Annotated in this window: 21 protein-coding genes, 1 pseudogene and 1 riboswitch; of the genes and pseudogenes, 8 read left to right on the forward strand and 14 right to left on the reverse strand. The window is 70.8% G+C overall.

Annotated elements, in window-relative coordinates; all coding sequences use genetic code 11:
• Positions 1-5: 5 nt before the first annotated feature.
• The 3 genes and pseudogenes from OHB00_RS09975 to OHB00_RS09985 form a co-directional block, all read right to left on the reverse strand.
• Positions 6-1266: pseudogene (locus OHB00_RS09975) on the reverse strand (HAD-IC family P-type ATPase); the annotation flags it as partial.
• Positions 1267-1288: 22 nt separating this feature from the next.
• On the reverse strand, positions 1289-1378 hold the full coding sequence (kdpF, locus tag OHB00_RS09980) for a K(+)-transporting ATPase subunit F (RefSeq protein ID WP_016434100.1): 90 nt from the start codon (positions 1376-1378) through the stop codon (positions 1289-1291).
• A gap of 344 nt (positions 1379-1722) precedes the next feature.
• A complete protein-coding gene (locus tag OHB00_RS09985; RefSeq protein WP_406433366.1) occupies positions 1723-3531 on the reverse strand; it encodes a potassium channel family protein in 1809 nt (602 codons plus the stop codon).
• Positions 3532-3864: 333 nt separating this feature from the next.
• On the opposite strand from OHB00_RS09985, the gene OHB00_RS09990 reads away from it, so the two are divergent.
• The 4 genes from OHB00_RS09990 to OHB00_RS10005 all read left to right on the forward strand — a co-directional run bounded on the left by OHB00_RS09990 (position 3865) and on the right by OHB00_RS10005 (position 9030).
• Positions 3865-5424: a Na+/H+ antiporter gene (locus tag OHB00_RS09990; RefSeq protein ID WP_406433368.1), complete on the forward strand. Its 1560-nt coding sequence runs from the start codon at positions 3865-3867 to the stop codon at positions 5422-5424.
• A gap of 562 nt (positions 5425-5986) precedes the next feature.
• The gene (locus tag OHB00_RS09995) at positions 5987-7942 is read left to right on the forward strand and encodes an amino acid transporter (protein ID WP_406433370.1); all 1956 of its coding nucleotides are present in this window, start codon (positions 5987-5989) and stop codon (positions 7940-7942) included.
• 119 nt (positions 7943-8061) lie between these two features.
• Positions 8062-8583 carry a hypothetical protein gene (locus tag OHB00_RS10000; protein WP_406433372.1) on the forward strand — a complete coding sequence of 174 codons (522 nt, stop codon included), beginning with the start codon at positions 8062-8064 and terminating at the stop codon, positions 8581-8583.
• 51 nt (positions 8584-8634) lie between these two features.
• Positions 8635-9030 carry a molybdopterin-binding protein gene (locus OHB00_RS10005; protein WP_406433374.1) on the forward strand — a complete coding sequence of 132 codons (396 nt, stop codon included), beginning with the start codon at positions 8635-8637 and terminating at the stop codon, positions 9028-9030.
• A 139-nt stretch (positions 9031-9169) separates the two neighbouring features.
• On the opposite strand, the gene OHB00_RS10010 is transcribed toward OHB00_RS10005, so the two are convergent.
• Complete coding sequence (locus OHB00_RS10010) at positions 9170-9658, reverse strand: molybdopterin-dependent oxidoreductase (protein ID WP_406433376.1); 489 nt, start codon at positions 9656-9658, stop codon at positions 9170-9172.
• A 204-nt stretch (positions 9659-9862) separates the two neighbouring features.
• On the opposite strand from OHB00_RS10010, the gene modA reads away from it, so the two are divergent.
• The 3 genes from modA (at position 9863) to OHB00_RS10025 (ending at position 13012) form a co-directional block, all read left to right on the forward strand.
• Complete coding sequence (modA, locus tag OHB00_RS10015) at positions 9863-10690, forward strand: molybdate ABC transporter substrate-binding protein (protein WP_406433378.1); 828 nt, start codon at positions 9863-9865, stop codon at positions 10688-10690.
• Positions 10687-11535, forward strand: coding sequence for a molybdate ABC transporter permease subunit (gene modB / locus OHB00_RS10020; RefSeq protein WP_406433380.1), 849 nt, complete (start codon positions 10687-10689; stop codon positions 11533-11535). Before modA ends, modB begins: the two co-directional genes overlap by 4 nt.
• 484 nt (positions 11536-12019) lie before the next feature.
• The gene (locus tag OHB00_RS10025; protein WP_406445706.1) at positions 12020-13012 is read left to right on the forward strand and encodes an ABC transporter ATP-binding protein; all 993 of its coding nucleotides are present in this window, start codon (positions 12020-12022) and stop codon (positions 13010-13012) included.
• Between the two features lie 65 nt (positions 13013-13077).
• Here OHB00_RS10025 and gcvP read toward each other — a convergent pair whose 3' ends face one another.
• Complete coding sequence (gcvP, locus tag OHB00_RS10030) at positions 13078-15963, reverse strand: aminomethyl-transferring glycine dehydrogenase (protein WP_406433382.1); 2886 nt, start codon at positions 15961-15963, stop codon at positions 13078-13080.
• A 180-nt stretch (positions 15964-16143) separates the two neighbouring features.
• Positions 16144-16237: riboswitch (glycine riboswitch) on the reverse strand.
• 114 nt (positions 16238-16351) lie between these two features.
• On the opposite strand from gcvP, the gene OHB00_RS10035 reads away from it, so the two are divergent.
• A complete protein-coding gene (locus OHB00_RS10035) occupies positions 16352-16732 on the forward strand; it encodes a PRC-barrel domain-containing protein (RefSeq protein ID WP_406433384.1) in 381 nt (126 codons plus the stop codon).
• Between the two features lie 132 nt (positions 16733-16864).
• On the opposite strand, the gene OHB00_RS10040 is transcribed toward OHB00_RS10035, so the two are convergent.
• The 9 genes from OHB00_RS10040 to OHB00_RS10080 form a co-directional block, all read right to left on the reverse strand.
• Positions 16865-18229: a DNA polymerase IV gene (locus OHB00_RS10040; protein ID WP_406433386.1), complete on the reverse strand. Its 1365-nt coding sequence runs from the start codon at positions 18227-18229 to the stop codon at positions 16865-16867.
• A gap of 92 nt (positions 18230-18321) precedes the next feature.
• Entirely contained in the window at positions 18322-18966 is a 645-nt protein-coding gene (locus OHB00_RS10045; RefSeq protein ID WP_181803611.1) for a MerR family transcriptional regulator, read from the reverse strand.
• Between the two features lie 267 nt (positions 18967-19233).
• Positions 19234-19707, reverse strand: a complete 474-nt coding sequence (locus tag OHB00_RS10050; protein WP_026253112.1) for a bifunctional nuclease family protein — start codon at positions 19705-19707, stop codon at positions 19234-19236.
• 91 nt (positions 19708-19798) lie between these two features.
• Positions 19799-20536: a MerR family transcriptional regulator gene (locus OHB00_RS10055; RefSeq protein WP_406433389.1), complete on the reverse strand. Its 738-nt coding sequence runs from the start codon at positions 20534-20536 to the stop codon at positions 19799-19801.
• Between the two features lie 42 nt (positions 20537-20578).
• Positions 20579-21409, reverse strand: coding sequence for an FHA domain-containing protein (locus OHB00_RS10060; RefSeq protein WP_406433391.1), 831 nt, complete (start codon positions 21407-21409; stop codon positions 20579-20581).
• Between the two features lie 190 nt (positions 21410-21599).
• On the reverse strand, positions 21600-22436 hold the full coding sequence (locus tag OHB00_RS10065; protein ID WP_406433393.1) for a DUF881 domain-containing protein: 837 nt from the start codon (positions 22434-22436) through the stop codon (positions 21600-21602).
• Positions 22437-22441: 5 nt separating this feature from the next.
• Entirely contained in the window at positions 22442-22774 is a 333-nt protein-coding gene (locus OHB00_RS10070) for a small basic family protein (protein ID WP_046727248.1), read from the reverse strand.
• Positions 22771-23682 (reverse strand): DUF881 domain-containing protein, encoded by a 912-nt coding sequence (locus OHB00_RS10075; protein ID WP_406433396.1) that lies wholly within the window; start codon positions 23680-23682, stop codon positions 22771-22773. The genes OHB00_RS10070 and OHB00_RS10075 overlap by 4 nt, the downstream gene beginning before the upstream one ends.
• Positions 23683-23788: 106 nt before the next feature.
• Positions 23789-26284 (reverse strand): sugar phosphate nucleotidyltransferase, encoded by a 2496-nt coding sequence (locus OHB00_RS10080; RefSeq protein WP_406433398.1) that lies wholly within the window; start codon positions 26282-26284, stop codon positions 23789-23791.
• Positions 26285-26344: the final 60 nt, after the last annotated feature.

Consider the following 26344-nt stretch of genomic DNA (forward strand, 5'->3'; position numbering starts at 1 on the left):
GGCGCTCAGCCGATTCCGGGAATGAGGGAGATGAGCAGGTCGATGATCTTGATGCCGATGAACGGGGCGATCAGGCCGCCGATGCCGTAGATCGTCAGGTTGCGCCGCAGCAGCTTGTCGGCGCTCACCGGCCGGTACTGCACGCCCTTCAGGGAGAGCGGCACCAGCGCGACGATGATCAGCGCGTTGAAGACGACCGCTGACAGGATCGCGGAGTCCGGCGAGGACAGGCCCATGATGTTGAGCTTGTCCAGCCCCGGGTAGACGGCCGCGAACAGCGCCGGGATGATCGCGAAGTACTTCGCGACGTCGTTGGCGATGGAGAACGTGGTCAGCGCACCCCGCGTGATCAGCAACTGCTTGCCGATCTCGACGATCTCGATGAGCTTGGTCGGGTTGGAGTCGAGGTCGACCATGTTGCCGGCCTCCTTGGCGGCCGACGTACCCGTGTTCATCGCCACGCCCACGTCGGCCTGGGCCAGCGCCGGCGCGTCGTTGGTGCCGTCACCGGTCATCGCGACCAGCTTGCCGCCGGCCTGCTCCCGCTTGATGAGGGCCATCTTGTCCTCGGGGGTGGCCTCGGCGAGGAAGTCGTCGACGCCCGCCTCCTCGGCGATCGCCTTGGCGGTCAGCGGGTTGTCACCCGTGGGCGCCTTCGGCGTCGTCGACCGCGACGAGCAGCGGGGTGCCGCCGGCCTCGGAGATGCGGCCCGCGAGGGTGTCCGCGTCCTCGGCGACGGTGCCGCCCTGCTCCTGCACCCAGGCGATGACCGAACCGGCCGCGCCCTTGCGGATCCTGCGTCCGTCGACGTCCACGCCCGACATCCGGGTCTGGGCGGTGAAGGCGATCCACTCGGCGTGCGCCAGCTCGCCCTGGTGCCGCTCCCGCAGCCCGTACGCCTCCTTCGCCAGGACGACGATCGAGCGGCCCTCGGGGGTCTCGTCCGCCAGCGACGACAGCTGGGCCGCGTCGGCCACCTCGGCCTCGGTCACCCCGTGCACCGGCACGAACTCGGAGGCCTGCCGGTTGCCGAGGGTGATGGTGCCGGTCTTGTCCAGCAGCAGCGTGGAGACGTCACCGGCGGCCTCGACCGCACGGCCGGACATGGCGAGCACGTTGCGCTGCACCAGCCGGTCCATGCCGGCGATGCCGATCGCCGACAGCAGCGCACCGATCGTCGTCGGGATCAGGCACACCAGCAGGGCGACCAGCACGACCATCGTCAGGTGGGTGCCGGCGTAGTCGGCGAAGGGCGGCAGGGTGGCGGTTACGGGACCCATGCCTGTCTCAGAACCTCTCCGGGAAGATCAGGGCGAGGACGAGATAGCCCAGCAGGGCGACGGCCACGACAAGGCCGACGATGTTCTCGGCGGTCACAGTTTCGTCACCCCCTTGGCGACGAGGGCCACCAGCGCGAAACCCGCGAGCACGGTGACGACGAAGGCCAGATCGGCCATCGTGAACTCCTGAATGAGGTTCGGAACAGACGCGGACTGTTAGAGGTAAGCGTCTTTCCGGCCGGATTCAGCCGCCGTTGACGGGTCCCTTACGGCGGTGTTCACGCCTTTGACGCGACTCTTACGCAGCCTCGGCCGCCTCACGACCACAAGCCGCCGTTCGGCCGTCAAAACCCCTGGCCCCGGCTCGGCCTTCCCGCCGGCCGCCTGGGTCAGCCGCTTGCTGGGCGTCTTCAAGGTGTCCGGCCTGGAGCAGCCCCCGCCTCAGGCCCACCGCGCCCCCGCCATCAGCACGTCGAGCCCCCGCCGGGTGGTGGCCATCACCACCCGGTCCCCCGCCTCCAGCACTCGTCCCTGGGCCGGCCGCCAGTCGAAGGCGGCCTGTCCCGGGGCGCTCCCGCCGACCGGCCCCACCGCCAGCACCCGCCACTCCCGCCGCCGGAAGGCCTCGTGCACCGAGCGTCCCTCCAGCTCCGGATGCCCGGCCACGTCCACGCAGGTGAACAGCAGCGACCCGCGTTCCACGGGCATCACCCCCAGTACATGGCGCCCCATCATCGCCGCCGCGAAAGAGGGCGCGGCCAGCGCCGAAACGCTTCTGCTCCGGGTGAGCGCATCCGGGTAGGACGCGCGCAACGTGCGCTGGACGGTCGCGGCGAAGGCGTCGTCGTACAGCCGTGTGACCACCCTCACCCCGGGGTTGGCCTCGCGGACGGCCATGACGATGTCGAGGTTCTGGCCGTCGTCACGGGTGAGGACGAGCAGGGAGCCGCACTGCCGGACCCGGGCGAGTTCGAGGACGCCGGGGGCGGTGGCGTCCTCCAGGACCAGCGGGACGCCGAGTTCGCGGGCGAGCGCGACACCCCTGGCGCGTGGGTCCCGCTCGATGGCCACGACCTGGTGGCCGGTGGTGCGCAGCCGGTCCAGCACCCGGGTGCCGACCATCCCGAGGCCGACCAGGACGATGTGGCCGCTGACGTCGTCGTCGGGCGGGTGGTTCACGGAGGCGGTGCGGAACGCCTCGGTGGCGTTCATGGTCGCGGCGACCACGAGCGGCAGCACGGCGAGCCCGACGAAGCCGGCGAGGAGCTGGAGTATGCGGCGGGCCGGGGACTCCTCGGTCGCCGGATCCCCCATCGTGAAGATGTCCAGCAGCGGCAGATAGAAGTTCTTCCACCATGGATGCTCGTCCGCGAAGAGCGCGGTGGCGGTGGACAGGGCGACCACCACGGCGGCCAACGAGCCGTAGACCGCGGCCAGTTGCCGGGAGCGGAAGACCCGCCAGGGCAGGTGGGCCAACCGGGCCCGCACCCAGCGCACCGGCCGGAACCGCCGGACCCGGCGGGCCGGTTCGGTCGTGTCGAGATGGACGACCTCCTCCAGCATCAGCCGCCCGTGCGTGGACTGCCGGTGGTACGCCGTTGGGTCGTCCGGCAGCAGCTGGGTGCCGTCCTCGCCGGCCGTCTCGGCGCTGTCCTGGCTGGCCGGGTCGTCCTCGTGGGCGCCGGAGAGCACGGCGAGGGTGGCGAGGTCGGTGGCGTGCGTGGGGGTGCCCGCGGGCCGTACGACACCGCGGAAGACCTTGCCCTCGACCTGGAGGGTGTGGCCGTGGCCCACGGCGGCTGCCGCGACCAGCTCCGGTACGGCGGTGTCGGCGTCGGAGAGCACGGTGGTGGAGGTGTCCGGTGCGGGGGTGTCGCACAGGCCGGCCGCCCGGTCCAGAAGCCGTTCCAGATGGCTGCCGCGCTCCCGGTTGAACATCCGCACGACCAGCCGTACAGAGGGGTTGACCGTGCGGGCGAGCAGGGCGGCGGTGACGTTGACCTGGTCGTCGCGGTAGGTCAGGGCGAGCGCGGCGGCCCGTGCCACGCCGACCGCGCGCAGAGTGGCCTCGTCCGGGCGGCCCGAGACGTGCAGGTTGACGGCGGACGTCGGGTCGCGGTGCAGGGCGGCGAGCCGGGCGCCGTGCTCGTCGTCGGCGGACGGCAGGACCACGGTGACGACCTCACCGCACACGGCGTCCAGTTCGACGGCGAGGCGGTGTGCGAGGCCGTCGTCGCCGCAGATCACCATGTGCCCGGTTCTCTCTCCGGAAGCCGCTGGTACAGGGAGGGTTGACGTCACATCAGCCTGAACGGCACCGACCCTGACGCCGGTTCCGGCCGGGCCGCCGACCACCGTTCAAAATTCCGTCAAGAGCATGTCAAGAAAAGGGGCGGCCCCTTCAGACGGCCGCGCGATACACCGTTCGTCGCCTCGAAGAGAAGCGTGCCGTAAGGCCTGGGCAGCGGGCCGCGGCCGGATAGGATGAGAGAGGTGTGCCGGGAAGTCTGGTCGGCCGGGAGTCACGGTGGCTCCTGTCGGGCCCGTCCCCCGTGGACCGGCCCTGGGCCCCAGAGGGACGGCATGCGCGGCGTGGGTACGGTTCTCGCACTCGTGGTACTGGCCACGGTGGTGGCGACCTTCGCCCGCCGATGGCGGATTCCCGCCCCCTCCCTCCTCGTCGTGGCAGGCCTCGCCGTGGCCCTGCTGCCGGGCGCTCCGACGATCCGGATCAGCCCTGAGGTCATCGGTCTCGTCGTCCTCCCGCCGCTGCTCTACGCCAGCGCGGAGGAACTCCCCTGGCGCGAGCTCCGGGCGGTCTGGAAGCCGGTGGGCGTACTCGCGGTCGGGCTGGTGCTGGCCTCGGCGGCGGCCGTCGGCGTGGTCGCCTCGCTGGTCACCCCGCTGTCCTGGCCGATGGCGCTGGTGCTGGGCGCGATCCTGGCCAGCACCGACCCGGTCGCGGTGACCGCGCTCGGCCGCCGGCTCGCCCTGCCGCCGCGGGTGCAGATGCTGGTCCAGGCGGAGAGCCTCTTCAACGACGCGACCTCCCTGGTCCTCTACCGGGTCGCCGTGAGCGTCGCGGTGGCCGCCGCGGCGGCGGACTGGGGGGCGGCGGGCGGCGAGTTCCTGCTGCTCGCGGGCGGCGGCACGCTGATCGGCGCGCTCGTCGCCGCCGTGGTCACGGTGATCCGGTGGCGCACCGAGGACCCGGTCCTGGAGACGGTGATCTCCCTGGTCACGCCCTATGCGGCGTACGTCCTCGCGGAGGCGGCCCACACCTCCGGCGTCACCTCCGTGGTGGTCGCCGGGGTCGTCCTGGGCGGCCGCGGCGACCGGCTCACCAACGCCCGCATACGGCTCCAGCTGGACGCCGTGTACGGCACGGTGGTGTTCCTGCTGGAGAGTGTGGTCTTCAGCCTGATCGGGCTCGCGCTGCCCGCGCAGGTGCGGGCGCTGTCCGACGGCGACAGGGCGTGGCCGCTGTACGCGCTGGCGGTGGCCGGCACGCTGATCGCGGTACGGCTGCTGTGGCTGGCGCCGCTGTCGGCGGTCGTGCAGCGCAAGGGCGGCATCCAGCGGCTGAACTGGCGGCTGCCGGTGGTGCTGACCTGGGCCGGCACCCGGGGCGTGGTGCCGCTGGCGGCCGCGCTGTCGATCCCGGTGACGGCGAAGGACGGCTCGGCGCTGTCCGAGCGGCCACTGGTCCTGGTCCTGACCACCTCCGTGGTCGTGGTCACCCTGGTCGTCCAGGGGTTCTCCCTGGCCTCGGTGGTGCGCCGCTCCGGGATCGCCCTGGAGCCCGAGCACACCGAGCGCGAGGAGGCCGCCGCCCGCTGCCGGCTGGCCGACGCGGGCATCCGGCGGCTGGCGGAGCTGTCCGAGCTGGAGGCCGTACCGGACGTGGTCCTCGACCGGCTCCGGCGCGGCCTCCACGCCCGCCTCGACGACGCCCGCGACCGCCTCACCGACAGCACCGCCGAGTCGGCCGACCTGGTCTACCGGCAGCTGCGCCGCGACCTGATAGCCGTGGAGGCGGCGGAGCTGCGGCGCCTGTACGACGAGCACACGATCAGTGACACGACCCGACGACGGCTCCAGCGGTCGCTGGACCTGGAGGAGGCCAGGCTGGCGGACGCGTAGCGCTCCGCGGGCAGGGGCCGGTCGCGGGGCCGCGCGTCGTCAGCGGAACTCCACCGGCCGAGGCCGGAGGCCCAGCCCGGTCAGCACCACCGCGAGCAGCCGCAACCGCACGCCAGGGCGGTTTGCCGGTCAGTCGAGGCCGCCTCCGGCCACGGGCGATCGGCGACGATGCGCTCCTGACGCCCCTTCAGGCCGGTCTGACGGGACTTGACGGGACCTCGACGGGCCGCCCGCGACGAGAGTCCACGCGGGAAACCGGCGCCTGCGGGGACGCCTGCACCGCGCCCGCACCGCGTCGTTCGGGATAACGCTCGGTGTCCGACCCCCGCGCCCGCCCGCCGCCCCACGGACAGCCCAACGTCCCCCCACGGTCTCCGCTCCGCTCTTTCCCGCTGCGCGACCCCCGCCCGTCAGGGCATTCTTAACGCAAGCTTGACGCCCAACGCCCTCCGATCCGTGGGCCCACACGTCACGCTCTGCTTACGCTGGTGCCGCCGTCCGCGTGATGGCCGGAATCGAACTGCGCCCCACCACACCGCGCCGGACACCAGGAGCCGTCCCCATGGCCACGACCGAGCACCCCCCTCCCAGTCGCCTGCGCGCCTGGATGCTGGAGGGGCTGTCCGACATGGGCAAGAGCGGCGGCCACACCGGTCCCCACGCACAGCCCGAACCCGCACACCAGGGCCAGCGCTGGTGGCGGGTGATGTGCCTGACCGGTGTCGACTACTTCTCCACCCTCGGCTACCAGCCAGGCATCGCGGCGCTCGCCGCCGGCCTGCTGTCGCCGATCGCGACCATCGTGCTCGTCATAGTCACCCTGGCCGGCGCCCTGCCGGTCTACCGCCGCGTCGCCGAGGAGAGCCCGCACGGCGAGGGCTCCATCGCCATGCTGGAGCGGCTGCTCTCCTTCTGGCAGGGCAAGCTCTTCGTGCTGACCCTGCTCGGCTTCGCCGCCACCGACTTCCTGATCACCATCACCCTGTCGGCGGCGGACGCCTCGACCCACCTGGTCGAGAACCCGCATCTCACCGATGCGCTGCAGGGCAAGCAGATGATCATCACGCTGTTCCTGGTGGCCCTGCTCGGCGCGGTCTTCCTCAAGGGCTTCCTGGAGGCGATCGGCGTCGCGGTCGCCCTGGTGGGCATCTACCTCGCGCTCAACGTCGTCGTCGTGATCGTCGGCTTCTACCACGTGATCACCGCCGAGCACGTCATCACCGACTGGACCAGCGCCCTCACCGCGGAACACGGCAACGTCTTCGTCATGATCGGCGTCGCCCTGATCGTCTTCCCGAAACTGGCCCTGGGCCTGTCCGGCTTCGAGACCGGCGTCGCCGTCATGCCGCACGTGAAGGGCGAGCCCGGCGACACCGAGCAGCAGCCCACCGGCCGCATCCGGGACACCAGAAAGCTGCTCACCACCGCCGCCCTGATCATGAGCTGCTTCCTGATCGCGACCAGCTTCATCACCACGCTGCTGATCCCTGAGCAGGAGTTCAAGCCCGGCGGCGACGCCAACGGCCGTGCCCTCGCCTACCTCTCGCACCAGTACCTGGGTAGCGCCTTCGGCACGGTCTACGACGTCTCGACCATCTGCATCCTGTGGTTCGCCGGCGCCTCCGCGATGGCCGGTCTGCTCAACCTGATGCCCCGCTACCTGCCCCGCTACGGCATGGCCCCGCACTGGGCCCGCGCCGTACGCCCGATGGTCATCGTCTTCACCCTGATCGCCTTCCTGGTCACCTGGATCTTCGACGCCAGCGTGGACGCGCAGGGCGGCGCCTACGCCACCGGCGTCCTGGTGCTGATCAGCTCCGCCGCGATCGCGGTGACCATCGCCGCCCGCAAGGCCGGACAGCGCAAGTGGACCGTCGCCTTCGCGGTGATCTCGGCGGTGTTCCTCTACACGACCGTCGTCAACGTCATCGAACGCCCCGACGGTGTCAAGATCGGTGCCTGCTTCATCGTCGGCATCATCCTGGTGTCGCTGCTGTCCCGGCTGGCCCGCGCCTTCGAACTGCGCGTGACGAGCGTGACGCTCGACGACATGGCGGAACGGTTCATCAGGGACATGGCCAGCCGCAGGATACGGTTCATCGCCAACGAGCCCGACGCCCGCGACAAGGCCGAGTACCGCGACAAGGTCGACCAGATCCGGGCCGACAACGACATGCCCGAGCAGGAGGACTTCGTCTTCGTCGAGGTGACGGTCACCGACCCCTCCGAGTTCGAGGCGGGCCTCACCGTCCGCGGCGAGGTCCTGCACAACCGCTATCGCGTGCTGACCCTGGAGTCGGCCTCCATCCCGAACGCCCTGGCCGCGCTGCTGCTGCACGTCCGGGACGAGACCGGCTGCATCCCGCACATCTACTTCGAGTGGACCGAGGGCGGCCCGTTCGCCAACTTCCTGCGCTTCTTCCTCTTCGGTCAGGGCGAGGTCGCCCCGGTCACCCGCGAGGTGCTGCGCGAGGCGGAGCCGGACCGGGCCCGCCGACCACGCGTCCACACCGGCTGAGGGCGGGAGACGATGCGCGGGGCCCGGCGCGTAAGAATCCCGTCAATAACCGCTCGGTCCGCATAAGAAGCCCGTCAGGGCAAGCTCCGGAGCGGTCACCGGACCCTACCGTCGGCCTCATGGCGGACAGAACACGCAGGGGCCGGGCAGCGGGCGACCGCACCTGGCGCGGCAGCGCACTGCTGGCCGTCGGCTGCGCCCTCGGCTTCGGCGGGCTGACGCTCCTGGTGGACTGGGACGCCGGCACCCTCACCACGGCCCGCGCCCTGCTCTGGGTCGCCCTGTCGGCCGCCGTCCTGACCATGCTGCTGCCCGCCCGGGTCACCGCCGGCCCCGGCTGGCTGGCCGTACGCGGCCCGCTCCGCCGCCGTACCGTCCGGACCGACGCCCTCGTCTACGTCGGCCGGTACGGGGACGTCTCCGCGCACCTGGTGCTGCGCGACACGCACGGCAGCCGCCTGGAGTTGGACCCGGGCGTCCTGCACGCCAACCCGCTGCTCTGGCACGAACTGGACACCGGTGTCCGGCGCTCGGTGGAGCGCGGCACCCTGCGCCGGGGCGCCGAGGTGCTGGCGCGGCTCGGACACGAGATCGACGACACGAACGCGCGCGCCGTCCTCGAAGCGTCCGGCCTCTTCTGACCGCCCACCCCCTGACCACGTGCCCCGCCGACTGGGCCTATCGTGACCTGCATGCAGTCCTACACGATCGGCCAGGCGGCACGGTTGCTCGGCGTCAGCCCGGACACCGCCCGCCGCTGGGCCGACGCGGGCCGGATGGCCACCCATCGTGACGAGGGCGGCCGGCGGCTCATCGACGGCGCGGACCTCGCCGCGTTCTCCGTCGCACTGGCCAAGGCCGGCAGCGGCGAGGAGGACACCTCCTACACCTCGGTCCGCAACGCCTTCCCCGGCATCGTCACCGCGATCAAGCTGGGCGACGTCGCCGCCCAGGTGGAGATCCAGGCCGGCCCGCACCGGCTGGTCTCCCTCCTGACCCGGGAGGCGGTCGAGGAACTCGGCCTGGAGGTCGGCATGGAGGCCACCGCCCGGGTGAAGTCCACGAACGTGCACATCGACCGCGTCTGACCGCTGCTCCGCCCACCCGCACGCCGGGGGCGCCCGCGGGTCCAGCCGGCCGCTCCGCCGGGACAGGTCCCGGCCGGTGAAGTGCTCCACCCGCAGCATCCGGTAGTGCACGACGTCGACGTGCACGACGAGGTGCGGTTCACGGACCCTGCGCCGACGCGCGGCCGGGTGTGGCGGGCGCCGGCGGCCGGCCGCCGTACTCCCCGTCCACCCGTATCTCCGTGATGCCGCTGATGTGCCGGGCCCCGCAGCGGTCCTGCGGAAGCACCAGCTGCGGGCCCGCCCGGTCCAGCGGAGTGTCGTCGATGCTGACACCGAGCAGAACGGGGGCGTGGGCGAAATCGGGGTCGATCTCGGCCCAGGAGAGCAGCGCGTGGTGCCCGTCGGCACCCGTGACCGCGATGAGGAAGCGCAGCCGGTCCTTGCGCCGGCCGGGGTCGAATCCGGGTCCGGCGCCGGTGAGGACGTCGTACAGCCGTGGGCCGGTGAAGCCGTGGCGCTGGATGCCGCTGGTGGCGCACTCGAAGCTGACCCGCACCCGGTGCTGGGGCCGGCGCAGGAGGTCGGGCACGGTCAGCCGGGCCCGTCGTGCCAGGTCTCCGGTGAGGGCGAGTTCGGCGAGCGTCATGGGCGGCCACCTCCCGGATGACGGTACCCGCACGCCACCGTACAAACGCACATGCCAGATTCAGGTCCTGAGTATGCAGCTCATGCGATGTGACAAGAGACTTACGCCTGGCAAATGCGGCAGTATCATCGCCAGGTGGCCGGTACCCAGGTCGCAGCAGGGCGCGACAAGTTTTCCCAGAGAAATCAGAGGAGTTCACTCGTGATGACCCGTTCCGTGCGCCGGACCCGGCGGACGCTCCAGGTGGCCGGTGCCTCCGTCGCGGCCCTGCTGGCCCTGAGCGCCTGTTCCTCCTCCGACGGCGACTCGTCCGCGACGACGAAGTCGGACCCGTCGTCGGCGGCGACGCCCAAGCTGTCGGGCTCGATCACCGTGTTCGCGGCGGCCTCGCTCCAGGAGAGCTTCACGACCTTGAAGGCCGACTTCGAGAAGGCCCACCCGGGCACCAAGGTCAACTTCAGCTTCGGCGGCAGTGACACGCTCGCCGCGCAGATCACCAGCGGTGCGCCGGCCGACGTCTTCGCCGCCGCGAGCCCCAAGACCATGGCGCTCGTGACGGACAAGAAGGACACCGCCACCGCGCCGGCCACCTTCGTCCGCAACCAGCTGGAGATCGCCACCCTGCCGGGCAACCCCGACAAGGTCTCCTCGCTGAAGGACCTGACGAAGTCGTCGCTGAAGGTCGTGCTGTGCGACAAGACGGTGCCGTGCGGTGCCGCCGCGCAGAAGGCCCTGGACGCCAGCAAGCTCAAGCTCACCCCGGTCTCCTACGAGGAGGACGTCAAGTCCGCCCTCAACAAGGTGGTGCTGAAGGAGGCCGACGCCGCGGTCGTCTACAAGACCGATGTGAAGGCGGCCGGCAGCAAGGTGGAGGGCGTGGAGTTCCCCGAGTCCGCCGACGCGATCAACGACTACCCGATCGCCCTTCTCAAGAACGCCCCGAACCCCACGGTGGCCAAGGCGTTCATCGCCCTGGTGCAGTCCGCCGAGGGCCAGCAGGTCCTGAACGACGCCGGGTTCCTCAAGCCGTGACGAAAGCCGACGAGTCCGGCGCAGCGACCGGCACCCTCACGGGCGGGCCGCGGCGCCGGCGGGTTCGGCCAGCTGTACCGCTGCCGCTCCTCCTCCCCGGAGCGGTAGCTCTGGCCTTCCTGCTCCTGCCGCTGGTCGCCCTGCTGGTGCGGGCCCCGTGGAGCAGCCTCCCGTCCCTGCTGACCAGTACGCAGGTGTGGCAGGCACTCCAGCTCTCCCTGGTCTGCGCGACGGCGGCGACGGCCGTGAGCCTGGTCCTGGGGGTCCCCCTGGCCTGGCTGCTGGCCCGCACGGAGTTCCCCGGCCGGGGTTTCGTCCGCGCGCTGGTCACCCTCCCGCTCGTCCTGCCCCCGGTGGTGGGCGGTGTGGCCCTGCTCCTCGCCCTCGGCCGCAACGGTGTGGTCGGCCAGTGGCTGGACTCCTGGTTCGGCATCACCCTCCCCTTCACCACGGCGGGCGTGGTGGTCGCCGAGTCCTTCGTGGCCATGCCCTTTCTGGTGATCAGCGTCGAGGGCACGCTCCGTGCCGCCGACCCCCGCTACGAGGAGGCGGCGACCACCCTGGGCGCCTCCCGCTTCACGGCGTTCCGCCGGGTCACGCTTCCCCTCATCGCCCCCGGTATCGCGGCCGGCGCGGTCCTGGCCTGGGCCCGCGCACTCGGCGAGTTCGGAGCGACGATCACGTTCGCCGGCAACTTCCCCGGCCGCACCCAGACCATGCCGCTCGCCGTCTACCTCGCCCTGCAGAACGACCCCGACGCGGCGATCGCGCTCAGCCTGGTCCTGCTGACGGTGTCGATCGCGGTACTCGCGGCGCTGCGGGACCGTTGGACGACGGCATCATGAGGACGACCCGCTGGACGACACCCCGATGACCGACTCACACCCCACAACACCGGACGGCATGCAGCCTCCCCAGAAGCAGCCACCGCACGCCCTACCCACCACCGACGACACCCCCTCGTCCCACGCCCTGCCCGCAACCACCGACGGCACCCACCCATCCGACAGCCTGCCCGCGGCCGCCAACGGCACCCCCTCATCCGACGCCCTGCCCGCAACCGCCGACGGCACCCACCCGTCCGACGGCCTGCCAGCAGCCACAGACGGCACCCACCCATCCCACGACCTGCCCGCGGCCGCCGACGGCGCTCCGCCCCCGCAGGGGCCACCCGCACCCGACACTGATACCCGCACGGGTGGTGCGGGTGGGAACCCGTACCCGGCCGAAGGCCGGGTACCCACCACGCACCGGCACCCGACCACACACCCGCACCCGGCCACACCCGGCCTCCACGCCCACCTCGTCGTCACCCGCCCCACCTTCCACCTGGACATCACCCTCACCGCCGCCCCCGGCGAGGTCGTCGCCCTCCTCGGCCCCAACGGCGCCGGAAAAACCACCGCCCTCCGCGCCCTGGCCGGCCTCACCCCCCTCACCGCCGGCCATCTCCGCCTGGACGGTAGGGAGTTGGACCGCACGCCCCCCGAGTCCCGCCCGGTGGGCGTCGTCTTCCAGGACTACCTCCTCTTCCCTCACCTCACGGCCCTCGACAACGTCGCCTTCGGCCCCCGCTGCCAAGGCGCGACAAAGGCCGAGGCCCGCACCCAGGCCGCCGCCTGGCTGGACCGCATGGGCCTCGCCGAACACGCCGGCGTCAGACCCCGCCGTCTCTCCGGCGGCCAGGCCCAGCGCGTCGCGCTGGCCCGCGCCCTGGCCACCCGCCCGCGCCTGCTGCTCCTGGACGAACCCCTCGCCGCCCTCGACGCCCGCACCCGCCTCGACGTACGTTCCCAACTCCGCCGTCACCTGGCCGAGTTCGAGGCCGTGGCCGTACTGGTCACGCACGACCCGCTGGACGCCATGGTGCTGGCCGACCGCCTGATCGTCGTCGAGGACGGCCGGGTCGTCCAACAGGGCACCCCGGCCGACATCGCCCGCCACCCGCGCACCGACTACATCGCCCACCTGGTCGGCCTCAACCTCTACCGGGGCCGGGCCGAGGGCCACACGGTGGAGCTGACCACGGGCCCCGCGATCACCACCACCGAGGACCTCACCGGTGACGTCTTCGTCGCCTTCCCGCCGAGCGCCGTCACCCTCTTCCGGGACCGCCCCACGGGCGCCAGCGCTCGCAACCTCTGGCGCTGCGAGGTGGCCGGCCTGGAGACCCACGGCGACCAGATCCGCGCCGACCTGACCGGCGAACTCGCCCTCGCCGCCGACCTCACCACGGTCGCCGCCGCCGAACTGGACCTGCACCCGGGGGCTCCGGTCTGGGCCACGGTGAAGGCGGCCCAGACGCACGCCTACCCGGCGTAAGGCGAGAGGCCCCGCCGAAGCGGGGCCTCTGCCGAACCCTGTGCGTACCTGTGCGTCCCGGTACGTCAGTCCTCGTACGCGTCCAGCGGCGGGCACGAGCACACCAGGTTCCGGTCGCCGAAGGCCTGGTCGATGCGGCGCACCGGCGGCCAGTACTTGTCGGCGGCGGACATCCCGCCGGGGAAGACGGCCTCCTCCCGGCTGTACGCGTGCTTCCACTCGCCGCCCAGCGCACCGGCGGTGTGCGGAGCACCACGCAGCGGGTTGTCGTCGGCGGGCCACTCCCCCGCGCCGACCTTGTCGATCTCCGCCCGAATGGCGATCATCGCCTCGCAGAACCGGTCCAGCTCGCCGAGGTCCTCGGACTCGGTCGGCTCGATCATCAGCGTGCCGGCCACCGGGAAGGACATCGTCGGCGCGTGGAAGCCGTAGTCGATCAGCCGCTTGGCGACGTCGTCGACGCTCACTCCGGTCGCCTTGGTCAGCGGCCGCAGGTCGATGATGCACTCGTGCGCGACGAGCCCGCCGGGCCCGGTGTAGAGCACGGGGTAGTGCGGCTCCAGCCGCTTGGCGACGTAGTTGGCGCTGAGCACGGCGACCTGCGTGGCCCGCTTGAGCCCCTCGCCGCCCATGAGCCGGACGTACGCCCACGAGATCGGCAGGATGCCCGCGGAGCCCCACGGCGCGGCCGAGATCGGCCCGACACCCGTCTCCGGCCCGGCGGCGGGCTGCAGCGGGTGGTTCGGCAGGTACGGCGCCAGGTGGGCCCGTACGGCCACCGGACCGACGCCGGGACCGCCGCCGCCGTGCGGGATGCAGAAGGTCTTGTGCAGGTTGAGGTGGGAGACGTCACCACCGAAGTGCCCCGGCTTGGCCACCCCGACCAGGGCGTTCAGGTTGGCCCCGTCGACGTACACCTGGCCGCCGGCCTCGTGCACCTGCGCGCAGATGTCGGCGACGTGCTCCTCGAACACCCCGTGCGTGGACGGGTACGTGATCATCAGGACCGCGAGCTCGTCGCGGTGCTGCTCGATCTTCGCCCGCAGGTCCGTGACGTCGATCTCGCCGTCCTCGGCGGTCTTCACGACGACGACCTTCATCCCGGCCATGACGGCGCTGGCGGCGTTGGTGCCGTGCGCGGAGGAGGGGATCAGGCACACGGTCCGCTGCGCGTCGCCGTTGGCCCGGTGATACGCGCGTACGGCGAGCAGTCCGGCCAGCTCGCCCTGCGACCCGGCGTTGGGCTGCAGCGACACCTTGTCGTACCCGGTGACTTCGGCGAGCCGCTCCTCCAGCTCCCGGATGAGGGTCAGGTAGCCCTGGGCCTGCTCGGCGGGCGCGAACGGGTGCAGCTGCCCGAACTCGGACCAGGTCACCGGCTCCATCTCGGTGGTCGCGTTGAGCTTCATCGTGCACGAGCCCAGCGGGATCATGCCGCGGTCCAGGGCGTAGTCCCGGTCGGCGAGCTTGCGCAGGTAGCGCAGCATCGCGGTCTCGGAGCGGTGCTGCTGGAACACCGGGTGGGTCAGGTAGCCGTCGGTGCGCAGCAGCGCCTCCGGCAGCGTGTCCTCGGTGACCGCGTCCAGCGCCTCGACGTCGCCCTCGACGCCGAAGGCCGTCCAGACGGCGTCCAGCTGGACGCGGGTGGTGGTCTCGTCACAGGCCATGGAGACGTGGTCGGCGTCGACGAGCCGCAGGTTGACGCCGCTCTGGCGGGCGGCGGCGACGACCTCGGCGGCCTTGCCGGGCACGCGGGCGGTGAGGGTGTCGAAGTAGGCGCCGTGCACGATCTCGACACCGCCGGCCTTGAGCCCGGCGGCGAGGATCGTGGCGTACCGGTGGGTGCGCTGGGCGATCGCCCGCAGCCCCTCGGGGCCGTGGTAGACGGCGTACATGCCGGCCATCACGGCGAGCAGCACCTGCGCGGTGCAGATGTTGCTGGTGGCCTTCTCCCGCCGGATGTGCTGCTCGCGGGTCTGCAGCGCCAGCCGGTACGCCTTGTTCCCGTCGGCGTCCACGGAGACGCCCACGAGCCGCCCGGGCAGGCTGCGCGCGAACTTGTCACGGACCGCCATGTAACCGGCGTGCGGCCCGCCGAAGCCCATCGGCACACCGAACCGCTGGGTGGTGCCGACGGCGATGTCGGCCCCGAGCTCGCCCGGCGAGGTCAGCAGGGTCAGCGCCAGCAGATCGGCGGCGACGGTGACGAGCGCGCCGGCCTCGTGCGCCTGCTCGACGACGGCCTTGAGGTCGCGTACGGCACCGGAGGCGCCGGGGTACTGGACGAGCACCCCGTTGATCTCCCGCGCGGCGAGGTCCGCCGGGATGCCGTCGGTGAGGTCGGCGACCACGACCTCCACGCCCGTCGGCTCGGCCCGGGTCTGGATCACGGCGACGGTCTGCGGCAGCGCGTCCGCGTCGACGACGAAGACGCCCTTCTTGTTCTTGCCCATGCGCAGCGACAGGGCCATGGCCTCGGCGGCGGCCGTGCCCTCGTCGAGCAGCGAGGCACCGGAGGTGGGCAGCCCGGTGAGGTCGGCGACCACGGTCTGGAAGTTCAGCAGCGCTTCCAGCCGGCCCTGGGAGATCTCCGGCTGGTACGGCGTGTAGGCCGTGTACCAGGCCGGGTTCTCCATCACGTTGCGCAGGATGACGGGCGGCGTGAAGGTCCCGTAGTAGCCCAGCCCGATCATCGAGCCGAGCACCTGGTTCCGGTCGGCCAGCGACCGCAGCTCGGCCAGCACCTCGGCCTCGGTCCGGGCGCCTGGCAGGTCCAGCCGGTCGGCGTTCTTGATCACGTCCGGCACGGCGGCCGCGGTCAGGTCGTCGAGCGATCCGTACCCGACCTGGGCGAGCATCTTGGCCCGGGCCTCGTGGTCGGGGCCGATATGGCGCTGCTCGAAGGGAATACCCTGCTCAAGCTCGGAGAGCGGAACACGCTGGGCGGTCATTTTGCGGAGGCCTCCTGGTCTGACGCGACCTTCGAGGGGTACCCCGGCACGGGTACCCCGACGGCCTCCCCCTCTGTCATCTCAACCTGAGAGCTTCGCCGGTGCGCCCTTGCGGACTACCGGCTTTCACCGTCGGTGAGAGCGGACACCGTCGACATCCGCCCTGCTTTCCAGAGTGACCTCGTCCGTGCGGTACGTGAGCCTGAGAGATTCCGGGGAGGAGTTGCTCCTTCGGCGCCTCCGGTTGCCCGGAGGACTCTCCCGCACGGGGTCAGCAGCCGCTTGCCAGCCTACCAGCGGGGGCAACGCCGCAGCCTTCGAGTGGCCGCCTCGTTCAATGTGCTCTTTTGTAGTGCTTACGGATGAGTTGCGACCAAGTGGAGGGCCCGTGCAGACCGACATCGATCCGCGCAACCTGATCGGCCGCAAGGCGTTCGACCGCAACGGCACGAAGATCGGCACGATCGACGAGGTGTACCTCGACGACGCGACGGGCGTGCCGGAGTGGGCGGCCATACGCACCGGCCTGTTCTCCCGGGACGCCTTCGTGCCCCTGGAGCCCAGCGAACTGGTCGAGGGCACCCTCCACGTCCCCTTCGACCGCGCCCTGATCAAAGACGCCCCCGACTTCGGCGTGGGCCGCCACCTCTCCCCAGAACAGGAACTCCAGCTCTACCACCACTACGGCCTCGACACAGCTCCCCCACCCCGCGACCACCCGGACCACGACTTCGGAAAACTGGCGGGAACGGAGGACGCGGGGGCGTGAGACCGACGCCGGGTCCGGTCGCTACGAGGAACGCCTCAGCCGCGGGCAGTCGTGCCGCCGGGGCGGCGCAGGTGGGCGCGGCGGCACCCTGACAGCGCCGGTAAGCGTCCTCACCCCAGCCCCGACACGCGTTCACGTACGCACCCCGGCCGCCGAAACCCCCGGCACCAACGGCAACGGCTCCGCAAGCTCCAGCTCAGGATCCCCGACCCGGAACGTCCGCACTCTTCCCGGCTCCAAAGACCCCGGCGTCTCGAACCGCACCGTCACCCGCCCCAGCCCGCTCCCCTGCACCCATCCGTGCCCGTACTCGGCGTGCCGCACATCGTGCCCCGCGGGCCACCGCCGCTCGGCGACCGCCTCCTGCTCCGCGACCGGCTCCGCCACGTCCTCCTCCGCCGCGAACTCCGCCGCCCCCTCCCCGGCCGCCGCCTGCGCGAACAGGTCCTCCTGCGTGTAGTCGGCCAGCCCTGACACCCCCACCCCCAGCAACCGCACACCCCCTGTCGTGTCCACCGAGTCCAGCAGCCGCGTGGCCGCCTCCCGCACCACCGCCGGGTCGTCGGTCGGCCCCCTGAGCGTCTCCGACCGGGTCAGCGTGGAGAAGTCGTACCGGCGTACCTTCAGCACGATGGTCCGCCCCGACAGCCCCGCCTCCCGCAGCCGCCGCACACAACGGCCGGCCAGCCGCTGCACCTCAAGACCCACCCGCATCCGGTCGTGGATGTCCACGTCGTAGGTGTCCTCGACCGACACCGACTTGGTCTCCCGCTCGGCCACCACGGGCCGCTCGTCGTGCGCGAGCGCCATCGCGTACAGGGCGTGCCCGTGAGCCTTGCCGAGCAGCCGGACCAGCTCGTCCTCTCCCGCCTCGGCGATCTCGTCGACCGTGGTGATCCCGGCCCGCCGCAGATGGTCCCCCGTCGCGGGCCCCACGCCCGGCAGGATCCGCACCGGCATCGGTCCCAGCATCGCCCGCTCCGTGCCGGGCTCGATCAGCACCAGCCCGTCCGGCTTGGCCTGCTCGGAGGCGATCTTCGCGAGCATCTTGGAGGCGGCGAGCCCGACGGACCCGGAGAGCCCCGTGACGACCCGTATGTCAGCGCGCAGCCTCTCTCCCACCAGTCGCGCCGACGCCGCGTCCCAGGCGGCCTCAGCGGCCTCCAGGTCCACGAACGCCTCGTCGAGGCTGAGCGGCTCCACCAGCGGCGAGAGTCCGCGCAGCAGCGCCATCACCTGTTCGCTGATCGACCGGTACAGCCCGAAGCGCGGCACCAGATACGCGGCGTTCGGCGCCAGCCGCCGTGCCTGCCCCATCGGCATCGCCGAGTGCACCCCGAACACCCGGGCCTCGTACGACGCGGTGGCCACCACACCGCGTGGCCCGAGCCCGCCCACGACCACGGCCTTCCCGCGCAGACTCGGCTTGGACGCCTGCTCCACCGAGGCGAAGAAGGCATCCATGTCGAGATGCAGGATCGTGGGCGCGTTTCTCACATCTCCGATGCTGCACCACGCCACTGACAATGCCCCGGCACGGAACCGTGCCGGGGCATCAGAAGACGTTCAGGAGGCTTCGGGCCAGGACCTCAGACCGCCCGGTTGCGTCGCCTGGCCAGTTCGTCGGCGGGGTTGTGGCCGACGAGCGTCTCCCCGGTGTCGACGCGCTCGCCGTGCAGCTGGGAGAGCGCGCTTTCCACGTCCCGCCACACCACGCCGACCGCGATCCCGAAGATGCCCTGACCGCCCTGGAGCAGGGCGTGGACCTCGTCGGGCGAGGTGCACTCGTAGACCGTGGCGCCGTCGCTCATCAGGGTCATCCGCTCCAGGTCACGGAAACCGCGTTCCCGCAGGTGCTGGACAGCGGTGCGGATGTTCTGGAGGGAGACCCCGGTGTCCAGGAACCGCTTGACGATCTTCAGGACGACGACGTCCCGGAAGCTGTACAGACGCTGGGTGCCCGACCCGTAGGCAGGCCGCACGCTGGGCTCGACCAGGCCGGTACGGGCCCAGTAGTCGAGCTGCCGGTAGGTGATGCCGGCCGCCGCACAGGCCGTGGGCCCGCGGTAGCCGATCTCCTCGGTGGCCATGGACGCCGCCCCTCCGCCGCTCGGCACCGCGGTCGGCCGCTGTGGGGCGTGACCGGCGGTGCTGCTGTGAAGCGGGGACGGACCGCTCTCCCCGAAACCGCGTCCGGGGGCACCCCCAGCCATACCGTCGCCGCTGCTTCTCACGCCGACCTCCGTCCTTGACCTGCCTTCTCGACGGTAGGCAGTCACCAGGGGTGCGTCAACGATCGCCACACTCGGCACGCCGAGTGATAATCACCCTAGGAGTGGTTTCCCGTGCCCCACCGCGGGGAAAGGCTAGCCGAATGCTCTGGCGGGAAGCCGTAGGACGCTCTCAGTGGCCGCTGGCAATTGCCCATGAGTTTCGGCTGTGACCAGCCGCGGACCGGCCCGGCACCGACCATCCGGTGGGTGACGGGCCGCTCGGGTCTCTCACTGGCTGCTGGTGCCGAAGTCCTCGGGCGAGATCTGGTCGAGGAACTCGCGGAACTTCTCCACCTCGTCCTCCTGCTCGTCCGGAATCGCGATGCCCGCGTCGTCCAGCACCGTGTCACTGCCGTAGATCGGCGTTCCGGTGCGCAGTGCCAGCGCTATGGCGTCGGACGGCCGGGCGCTCACCTCGACCCCGCTGGCGAAGACCAGCTCCGCGTAGAAGACGCCTTCACGCAGATCCGTGATGCGCACTTCGGTGAGCTCCTGGCCGACGGCCTCCAGCACGTCCTTGAACAGGTCGTGGGTCAGCGGCCTGGCGGGCGCCATGCCCTGCTGGGCGAACGCGATCGCCGTCGCCTCCCCCGGCCCGATCCAGATGGGGAGGTAACGGTCGCCTCCCACTTCGCGCAGGAGCACGATCGGTTGGTTGGAGGGCATTTCCACCCGGACACCTACGACATCGAGCTCGTTCACACAGCAACCCTAGGCCGTGCCCGGGACGTTTGGGTAGTCGGGCCCGGAACGCGCGCCCGATCCGGCCTCCGCCCGGGTCCTGTCGTGGTAGTCACGGCAGCCGCACCCCGAGCGCGGTCTGCACCAGCGCGGCGTGCAGCTTCACCGTGAGCGCTGCCAGCTCCTTCGTACGGGCCTCCGCATGGGCCCGGGTCTGCGGGTTGCGATGGCGCTTGAGCGGGGCCACCACCTGGTCCACCAGGCCCGCCTCGCGGTCGGCGGCGGCCTTCATCACCCGCAGATGGCGCGGCTCGATCCCGAACCTGCCCAGCTCGGTCACGAGCGAGGCCACGGTGAGCGTCTCGGCGTCGTACACGCCGTCCTCCAGCGGAGCGATCAGTCCGTACGACTCCCACTCCGCGAGGCAGTCCTCGTCGATGTCGGCGGCCGCGAGCAGCTCGCGCCGACCGATCCGCGCGACCGTCGGGGCCTCGGGAGCCGTCGGCACGGCCTCACCGTCCCGCTGCCGTCCCAGCACGGGCAGCTGTACCGCCTCGCCGCGCTCCATGGCCTCCAGGTACTCCCGGATGACCTTGAGCGGCAGATAGTGGTCCCGCTGCATCCGCAGGACGTGTCCGAGGCGCTCCACGTCCCCGGGGCTGAACTTCCGGTACCCGGAAGGGGTCCGGCGCGGCTCGATGAGCCCTTCCGACTCCAGGAAACGGATCTTGGAAATGGTGACTTCGGGGAACTCGTCGCGCAGCACGTTCAGCACCGTGCCGATGCTCATCAGCCCGGGTTCCGTGGCGGCGGTGCCGTGACCGGTACCGCCGCTCGGTGTGTGCAGCATGGACCTTCTTCCCTGGGGTCCCCCGGACGAGGTCCGGCGGGGTCAGATGCCCTGCCGGCTCGCGTAGAAGACCAGCCGGTACTTGCCGATCTGGACCTCGTCGCCGTTCGACAGAGCGACCTGGTCGATGCGCTCGCGGTTGACGTACGTGCCGTTGAGGCTGCCGACGTCGGCCACCGTGAACGAGCCGTCCGGCTGGCGGCGGAACTCCACGTGCCGACGCGAGACCGTGACGTCGTCCAGGAAGATGTCGCTCTGCGGGTGGCGTCCGGCCGTGGTCAGGTCGCTGTCCAGCAGGAAGCGGCTGCCCGAGTTGGGGCCACGGCGCACGACCAGCAGCGCGGAGCCGAGCGGCAGCGCGTCGACCGCCGCCTGCGCCTCGGGCGAGAGCGACGGCATCTGGGTCTGGCCGGTGACCTCGGCGTCGTAGGCCTCCAGACCGGAGATCGAGATCGTGGACGTCGTCTCCGACGCACGCTCGGGGACGGCGCCCGCGCGCAGCGGGGCTCCGCAGTTGGAACAGAAGCGGGCGTTCTCCGCGTTGCGGTTACCGCACCTCGTACAAACCAGGGCCGACATGGACGGATCCTCCTGCCGCGGCTGCCCCGCCGGGGCGTTGGACGCGTACGGGCCGGAGGTAAACCCTCCACCCGCACCTGAGGTTGACGGTTGCCCGAAACCTATGCCGCCGGACTGGGACGGGTCAACTGACCGCGCGCCCTGACCTCCCGAAATGTCACCCCCCGGACCAGCCACCTGGTCCCGGAACAGCGGGCGCTGGCCCTCCGCGTCGGGCTGTGCCCGATGGCGAGCGGTCGCGTTGTCGCTACCCTCTCGCGCGCTCTTGCCGAACAACTTCGCAAACAACTTCACGGGCGATTCCCCTTGACCGAAACAGACCCGCCCGTGGGGCAGGACGAACCCTGACTGAATAAACCGGCCGACCCGGACAACCACACAACGTCCGTATCCACCAGACAGTTTCCACCACGCTCCGGTTCCCCGGTGCGCCGACCCCCCGCATCCTCATGCCCTCGCCGGACGTCCCCCATGCACCACCGGTTCACTGTGAGGACGACCGAGCGTAGTCAGGCTGCTTCGCCGGTCGCAAGGCATCCACGACGATCTTGGTGGACCGCTCGACCGTCACAGTCGCCTGTTCCTTTTCGAGGGTCTGCACCACGCCTCCGGGGATGTTGAGAGCCGGTTCGAGGTCCTGCGGCTTGCCGATCACCTTGAAAACGTAGGGCTGAGTGATCTTGTTCCCGTCGACGCTGACGCTCTTGCCGGAGTCGGTGAGGTAGGTGCCGGCGATCACCCGCACCCCGTTGACCTGGATCGCCTCCGCGCCGGCCGCGCGCAGCTCCTGGATCGCGTCGAGCAGCATGTCCGCCTGCACCGTCCCCTTCGGGTCGTCGACCGTCATCGTGATGCCAGGACCCTGCGCCGCCACGGTGCCCGCGAGAATGCCGAGTTGCCTCTCCTTCTCGGCCGTCTGCTTGCGGGCCTCCGCCGCCTGGTCGGAGCTGCTCTGCAACTCCTGACGCTGCTTTTCGAGTCCTGTCTTCTCGTCCTCAAGACGCTGAGTACGGTCGTCCAGTTCATCGAGGATGCGAACAAGATCTTCCTGCCGGGCCCCGCGCAGCGCGCTGTCGCTGTCGCTGTTCGACGCCACCTGCACGGCGAGCCCGAACCCGAGCCCGAACAGCAGCACCGCGACGATCAGTTGAGCCCTGCTCACCCGTGGTGGCCACAGTCCCTGAACCAGCCTCTGGCGCCCGGTCAGCCGGGCCTCCGGCTTCGCCTCGCCGGCCGACTCGCCCTCCGGCACCGTGACGGGCACCTCGGCCGGGAGTTCTCTGCGCAGCCGGTGCTCCGGCTCCTTCTCGTGCTGGCTCATGCCGCTCACGCCCGGAAGACGTGGCGCCGGATCGCCGCGGCGTTGGAGAAGATACGGATACCGAGGACCACGACGACCCCCGTGGACAGCTGCGAGCCCACTCCCAGCTTGTCGCCGAGGAAGACGATCAGCGCGGCCACCACCACGTTGGACAGGAACGACACCACGAAGACCTTGTCGTCGAAGATCCCGTCCAGCATGGCCCGCAGACCACCGAAGACGGCGTCGAGCGCCGCGACGACGGCGATCGGCAGATACGGCTCGACGACCGCCGGGACCTCGGGCCGGACCAACAGTCCGGCCACGACGCCCACGACGAGGCCAAGTACGGCGATCACGATGTGCCCTTCTCAGTCTTCTCGGTGTACGGCTGTGCCGTACGTACGATCACGCTCGGCGCGGCGGGCAACCGGACGTCACTCTCCGTGGAGATCGTCGCCCGGATGTCGAAGTTCTCTTCCAGGGCGTGCAGATACAAGCCGTCGGAGCTGTCCTGGAACCTGGAGCCGAGCCTCTCCCCGTCTCCCACCGCCAGCACCGTGTACGGCGGTACCAGCGGCCTGTTGTCGACCAGTATCGCGTCCCCCGCGGCCCTGATCGCGGACAGGGCGGTCAGCCGCTGCCCGTTGATCGAGATCGCCTCGGCGCCCGAGGCCCACAGCCCGTTCACGACGCGCTGCATGTCATGGTCCCGCACCCGGCCGGTGTCGGAGAACCCGGAGGTCTCCCGGGGATTGCCGGCGTCGCCGCCGGAGGAGGCCTCCTTGGCGTCGTTCACCACCAGCTTCACGCCGGGACCGTGCACCGCCGTGGCGCCCGACAGCACGTCCACCAGGTCCGCCTGCCCGCTGCCGCCGCTGTCCTTCAGCGCGGCGCGCTGGCGGGCGCTGACGTCGTCCCGCAGCTTGTCGACGTTGGTCTCCAGCTTGTCCGCGGCCGCCGTCTCCCGGTCGATCCTGTCGATGAGCTCCTGGCGCTCCTTGGCCACCACGGGCGCAGTCACGCGCGCCTGTGCCGCTCCCACGGTCACCACCAGAGCCGCCAGTACCAGACCGCCGGCGAGGCCCAGCCTGGCCCGGAGGGTCTTCGGCATGCCGCCGGCCTCCCCCTGGGCCCGTTTCCGCGCGGCCGCCTCGGCATACCCGTCGTCGAGGCTGTGATCCATGACGTTGGTGATCAACGACATGGAGGCGTCCGGGCGCGACGGCCGGGAGACGCTGCTCCGAACGGGGGGTTGCTGCGGCATGCCGCACATCGTCGCACGTTGCGACCAGTACCTCCGAACGGCCCCACCGGCGTGCCGGACCGGCCCCCGTGGGGACACGTGTCCGGCACGCACGCGTGCAGCGGTTTTACCGTCCGGCGCTGTCCACCGTCGCCGACCACTCGTCCAGCAGGGCCTGCGCGGAGGCGTCGTCCGGACCTTCGGCCCACAGATGAGTGACCGCCTCGGCAGGGTCGGGCAGCACCATCACCCAGCGCCCGTCGGTCTCGACGACCCGCACCCCGTCGGTCGTGTCGACGAAACGATCACCGGCCGCCTCGACGACACGCCGCATGACCAGGCCCTTGACAGCCCACGGGGTGGCCAGGTCCCGCTTGAGGACATGCGCCTTCGGGATCCGGGCGTCGATCTGGCTGAGCGTGAGCTGCGTCCGCGCCACCAGACCGATCAGACGTACGAACGCGGCCGTGCCGTCGTACACACTGCTGAACTCCGGGACGATGAATCCACCCTTGCCGTCACCGCCGAAGATGGTGCCTTCCTCGCGGCCCACGCGCGTGAGGTCGTCCGGAGAGGTGGTCGTCCACTCGACCTGCGTACCGTGATACGCGGCCACCTGCTCGGCGATCCGGGTCGTGGTGACCGGAAGCGCCACGCGGCCGCTGCGCCGCTCGGCGGCGACCAGGTCGAGCATCACCAGCAGGGCCCGGTCGTCCTCGATGATGCGGCCCTTCTCGTCCACCAGGGACAGCCGCTCACCGACCGGGTCGAACCGCACGCCGAACGCGGCACCCGAGGACGCCACGATCTCGCCGAGGCGCACCAGCCCCGCCCGCCGCTGGTCGGCCGTCTCCGTGGGCCTGGCCTCGTTCAGGCCGGGGTTGATGGTCAGGGAGTCCACACCGAGCTTGCCGAGCAGGCTGGGCAGGACGAGCCCGGCGCTGCCGTTGGAGGCGTCCACGACGACCTTGAGGCCCGATTCGGCGATCCCGGTCGTGTCGACGTTCCGCAGCAGCGACCCGGTGTACGAGTCGAACACGCTGGCCGGGAAGTACAGGTCGCCGATCTCACCGGGGAACGCACGCCGGTACTCCTGCCGCGCGAAGATCCGGTCCAGCTTGCGCTGGCTGGCCTGGGAGAGGTCGGCACCCTGCCCGTCGAAGAACATGATGTCGACGGAGTCCGGAACCCCGGGCGACGTCCGGATCATGATCCCGCCGGAGCTGCCCCGCCCGGTCTGCTGCCGCGCCACCGGCAACGGCACGTTCTCCAGGTCGCGTACGTCGATGGCACTGGCCTGGAGCGCCGAGATCACCGCCCGCTTGAGCGCCCGCGCACCGCGGGAGTGGTCACGGGCCGTCGTGACCGTGGCCCCCTTCTTCAGGGTGGTGGCATACGCGCCGGCCAGCCGTACGGCCAGTTCCGGAGTGATCTCGACATTCAGGATCCCGGACACACCCCGTGCACCGAACAGGTGGGCCTGGCCGCGGGACTCCCAGATCACCGAGGTGTTGACGAAGGCGCCGGCCTCGATGGTCTTGAAGGGATAGACCCGGACATTGCCCTGAACGATCGATTCTTCACCGATCAGGCACTCGTCGCCGATGACCGCCCCGTCCTCGATCCGCGCGGCCCGCATGATGTCGGTGTTCTTCCCGACGACACAACCCCGCAGATTGCTGTGCTGCCCGACGTACACGTTGTCGTGGACGACGGCCCGGTGCAGGAAGGCGCCGCTCTTCACGACGACATTGGACCCGACGACGGTGTGCTCACGGATTTCCGCGCCGGCCTCGACCTTGGCGTAGTCACCGATGTACAGCGGCCCCCGCAGCTCGGCGTCCGCGTGCACCTCGGCACCCTCGGCGACCCATACGCCCGGGGATATCTCGAAGCCGTCGATGTCGACGTCGACCTTGCCCTCCAGGACGTCGGCCTGCGCCTTCACGTACGACTCGTGGGTACCGACGTCCTCCCAGTAGCCCTCGGCGATGTAGCCGTAGACGGGCTTGCCTTCCTTCATCAGCTGCGGGAAGACGTCGCCGGACCAGTCGACGGGAACATCGGCCTCGACATAGTCGAATACTTCGGGCTCCATGACGTAGATGCCCGTGTTCACCGTGTCGGAGAAGACCTGGCCCCAGGTCGGCTTCTCAAGGAAGCGCTCGACCTGGCCCTCTTCGTCGACGATGGTGATGCCGAATTCCAGCGGATTGGGCACACGCGTCAGGCAGACCGTGACGAGCGCGCCCTTTGCCTTGTGGAAGTTGATCAGTTCGGTGAGGTCGAAGTCGGTCAGCGCATCGCCGGAGATGACAAGGAAAGCATCGTCCTTCAACGCCTCTTCGGCGTTCTTGACGCTTCCGGCGGTACCGAGTGGCTTCTCCTCGTTGGCATAGGTGAGCTCCATGCCGAGCTCTTCGCCGTCCCCGAAGTAGTTCTTGACCAGCGATGCCAGGAACTGCACAGTGACGACGGTCTCGGTGAGCCCATGCCTTTTGAGCAGCCGTAGCACATGCTCCATGATCGGCCGATTCACGACCGGAAGGAGCGGCTTGGGCATGCTGGAGGTCATGGGGCGAAGGCGTGTGCCTTCACCACCGGCCATCACGACGGCCTTCATGTCGGAAGCGTCCTCCTCTAAGAGATGACGGTCTAGCCGACTTCACCCGTCAAGATTGTC

It is taken from the genome of Streptomyces sp. NBC_00631 (assembly GCF_045206895.1).
In the GTDB taxonomy this organism is placed as follows: Bacteria; Actinomycetota; Actinomycetes; order Streptomycetales; family Streptomycetaceae; genus Streptomyces.

Coding starts and splice junctions, on each gene's coding strand:
- modA (WP_406433378.1), top strand. CDS start 9,863: ATGACCCGTTCCGTGCGCCGGACCCGGCGGACGCTCCAGGTGGCCGGT.
- OHB00_RS10000 (WP_406433372.1), top strand. CDS start 8,062: ATGGCGGACAGAACACGCAGGGGCCGGGCAGCGGGCGACCGCACCTGG.
- OHB00_RS10055 (WP_406433389.1), bottom strand. CDS start 20,536: ATGCTGCACACACCGAGCGGCGGTACCGGTCACGGCACCGCCGCCACG.
- OHB00_RS10005 (WP_406433374.1), top strand. CDS start 8,635: ATGCAGTCCTACACGATCGGCCAGGCGGCACGGTTGCTCGGCGTCAGC.
- OHB00_RS10065 (WP_406433393.1), bottom strand. CDS start 22,436: ATGAGCCAGCACGAGAAGGAGCCGGAGCACCGGCTGCGCAGAGAACTC.
- OHB00_RS10010 (WP_406433376.1), bottom strand. CDS start 9,658: ATGACGCTCGCCGAACTCGCCCTCACCGGAGACCTGGCACGACGGGCC.
- OHB00_RS09985 (WP_406433366.1), bottom strand. CDS start 3,531: ATGGTGATCTGCGGCGACGACGGCCTCGCACACCGCCTCGCCGTCGAA.
- OHB00_RS09995 (WP_406433370.1), top strand. CDS start 5,987: ATGGCCACGACCGAGCACCCCCCTCCCAGTCGCCTGCGCGCCTGGATG.
- gcvP (WP_406433382.1), bottom strand. CDS start 15,963: ATGACCGCCCAGCGTGTTCCGCTCTCCGAGCTTGAGCAGGGTATTCCC.
- OHB00_RS10075 (WP_406433396.1), bottom strand. CDS start 23,682: ATGCCGCAGCAACCCCCCGTTCGGAGCAGCGTCTCCCGGCCGTCGCGC.
- OHB00_RS10080 (WP_406433398.1), bottom strand. CDS start 26,284: ATGAAGGCCGTCGTGATGGCCGGTGGTGAAGGCACACGCCTTCGCCCC.
- OHB00_RS09990 (WP_406433368.1), top strand. CDS start 3,865: ATGCGCGGCGTGGGTACGGTTCTCGCACTCGTGGTACTGGCCACGGTG.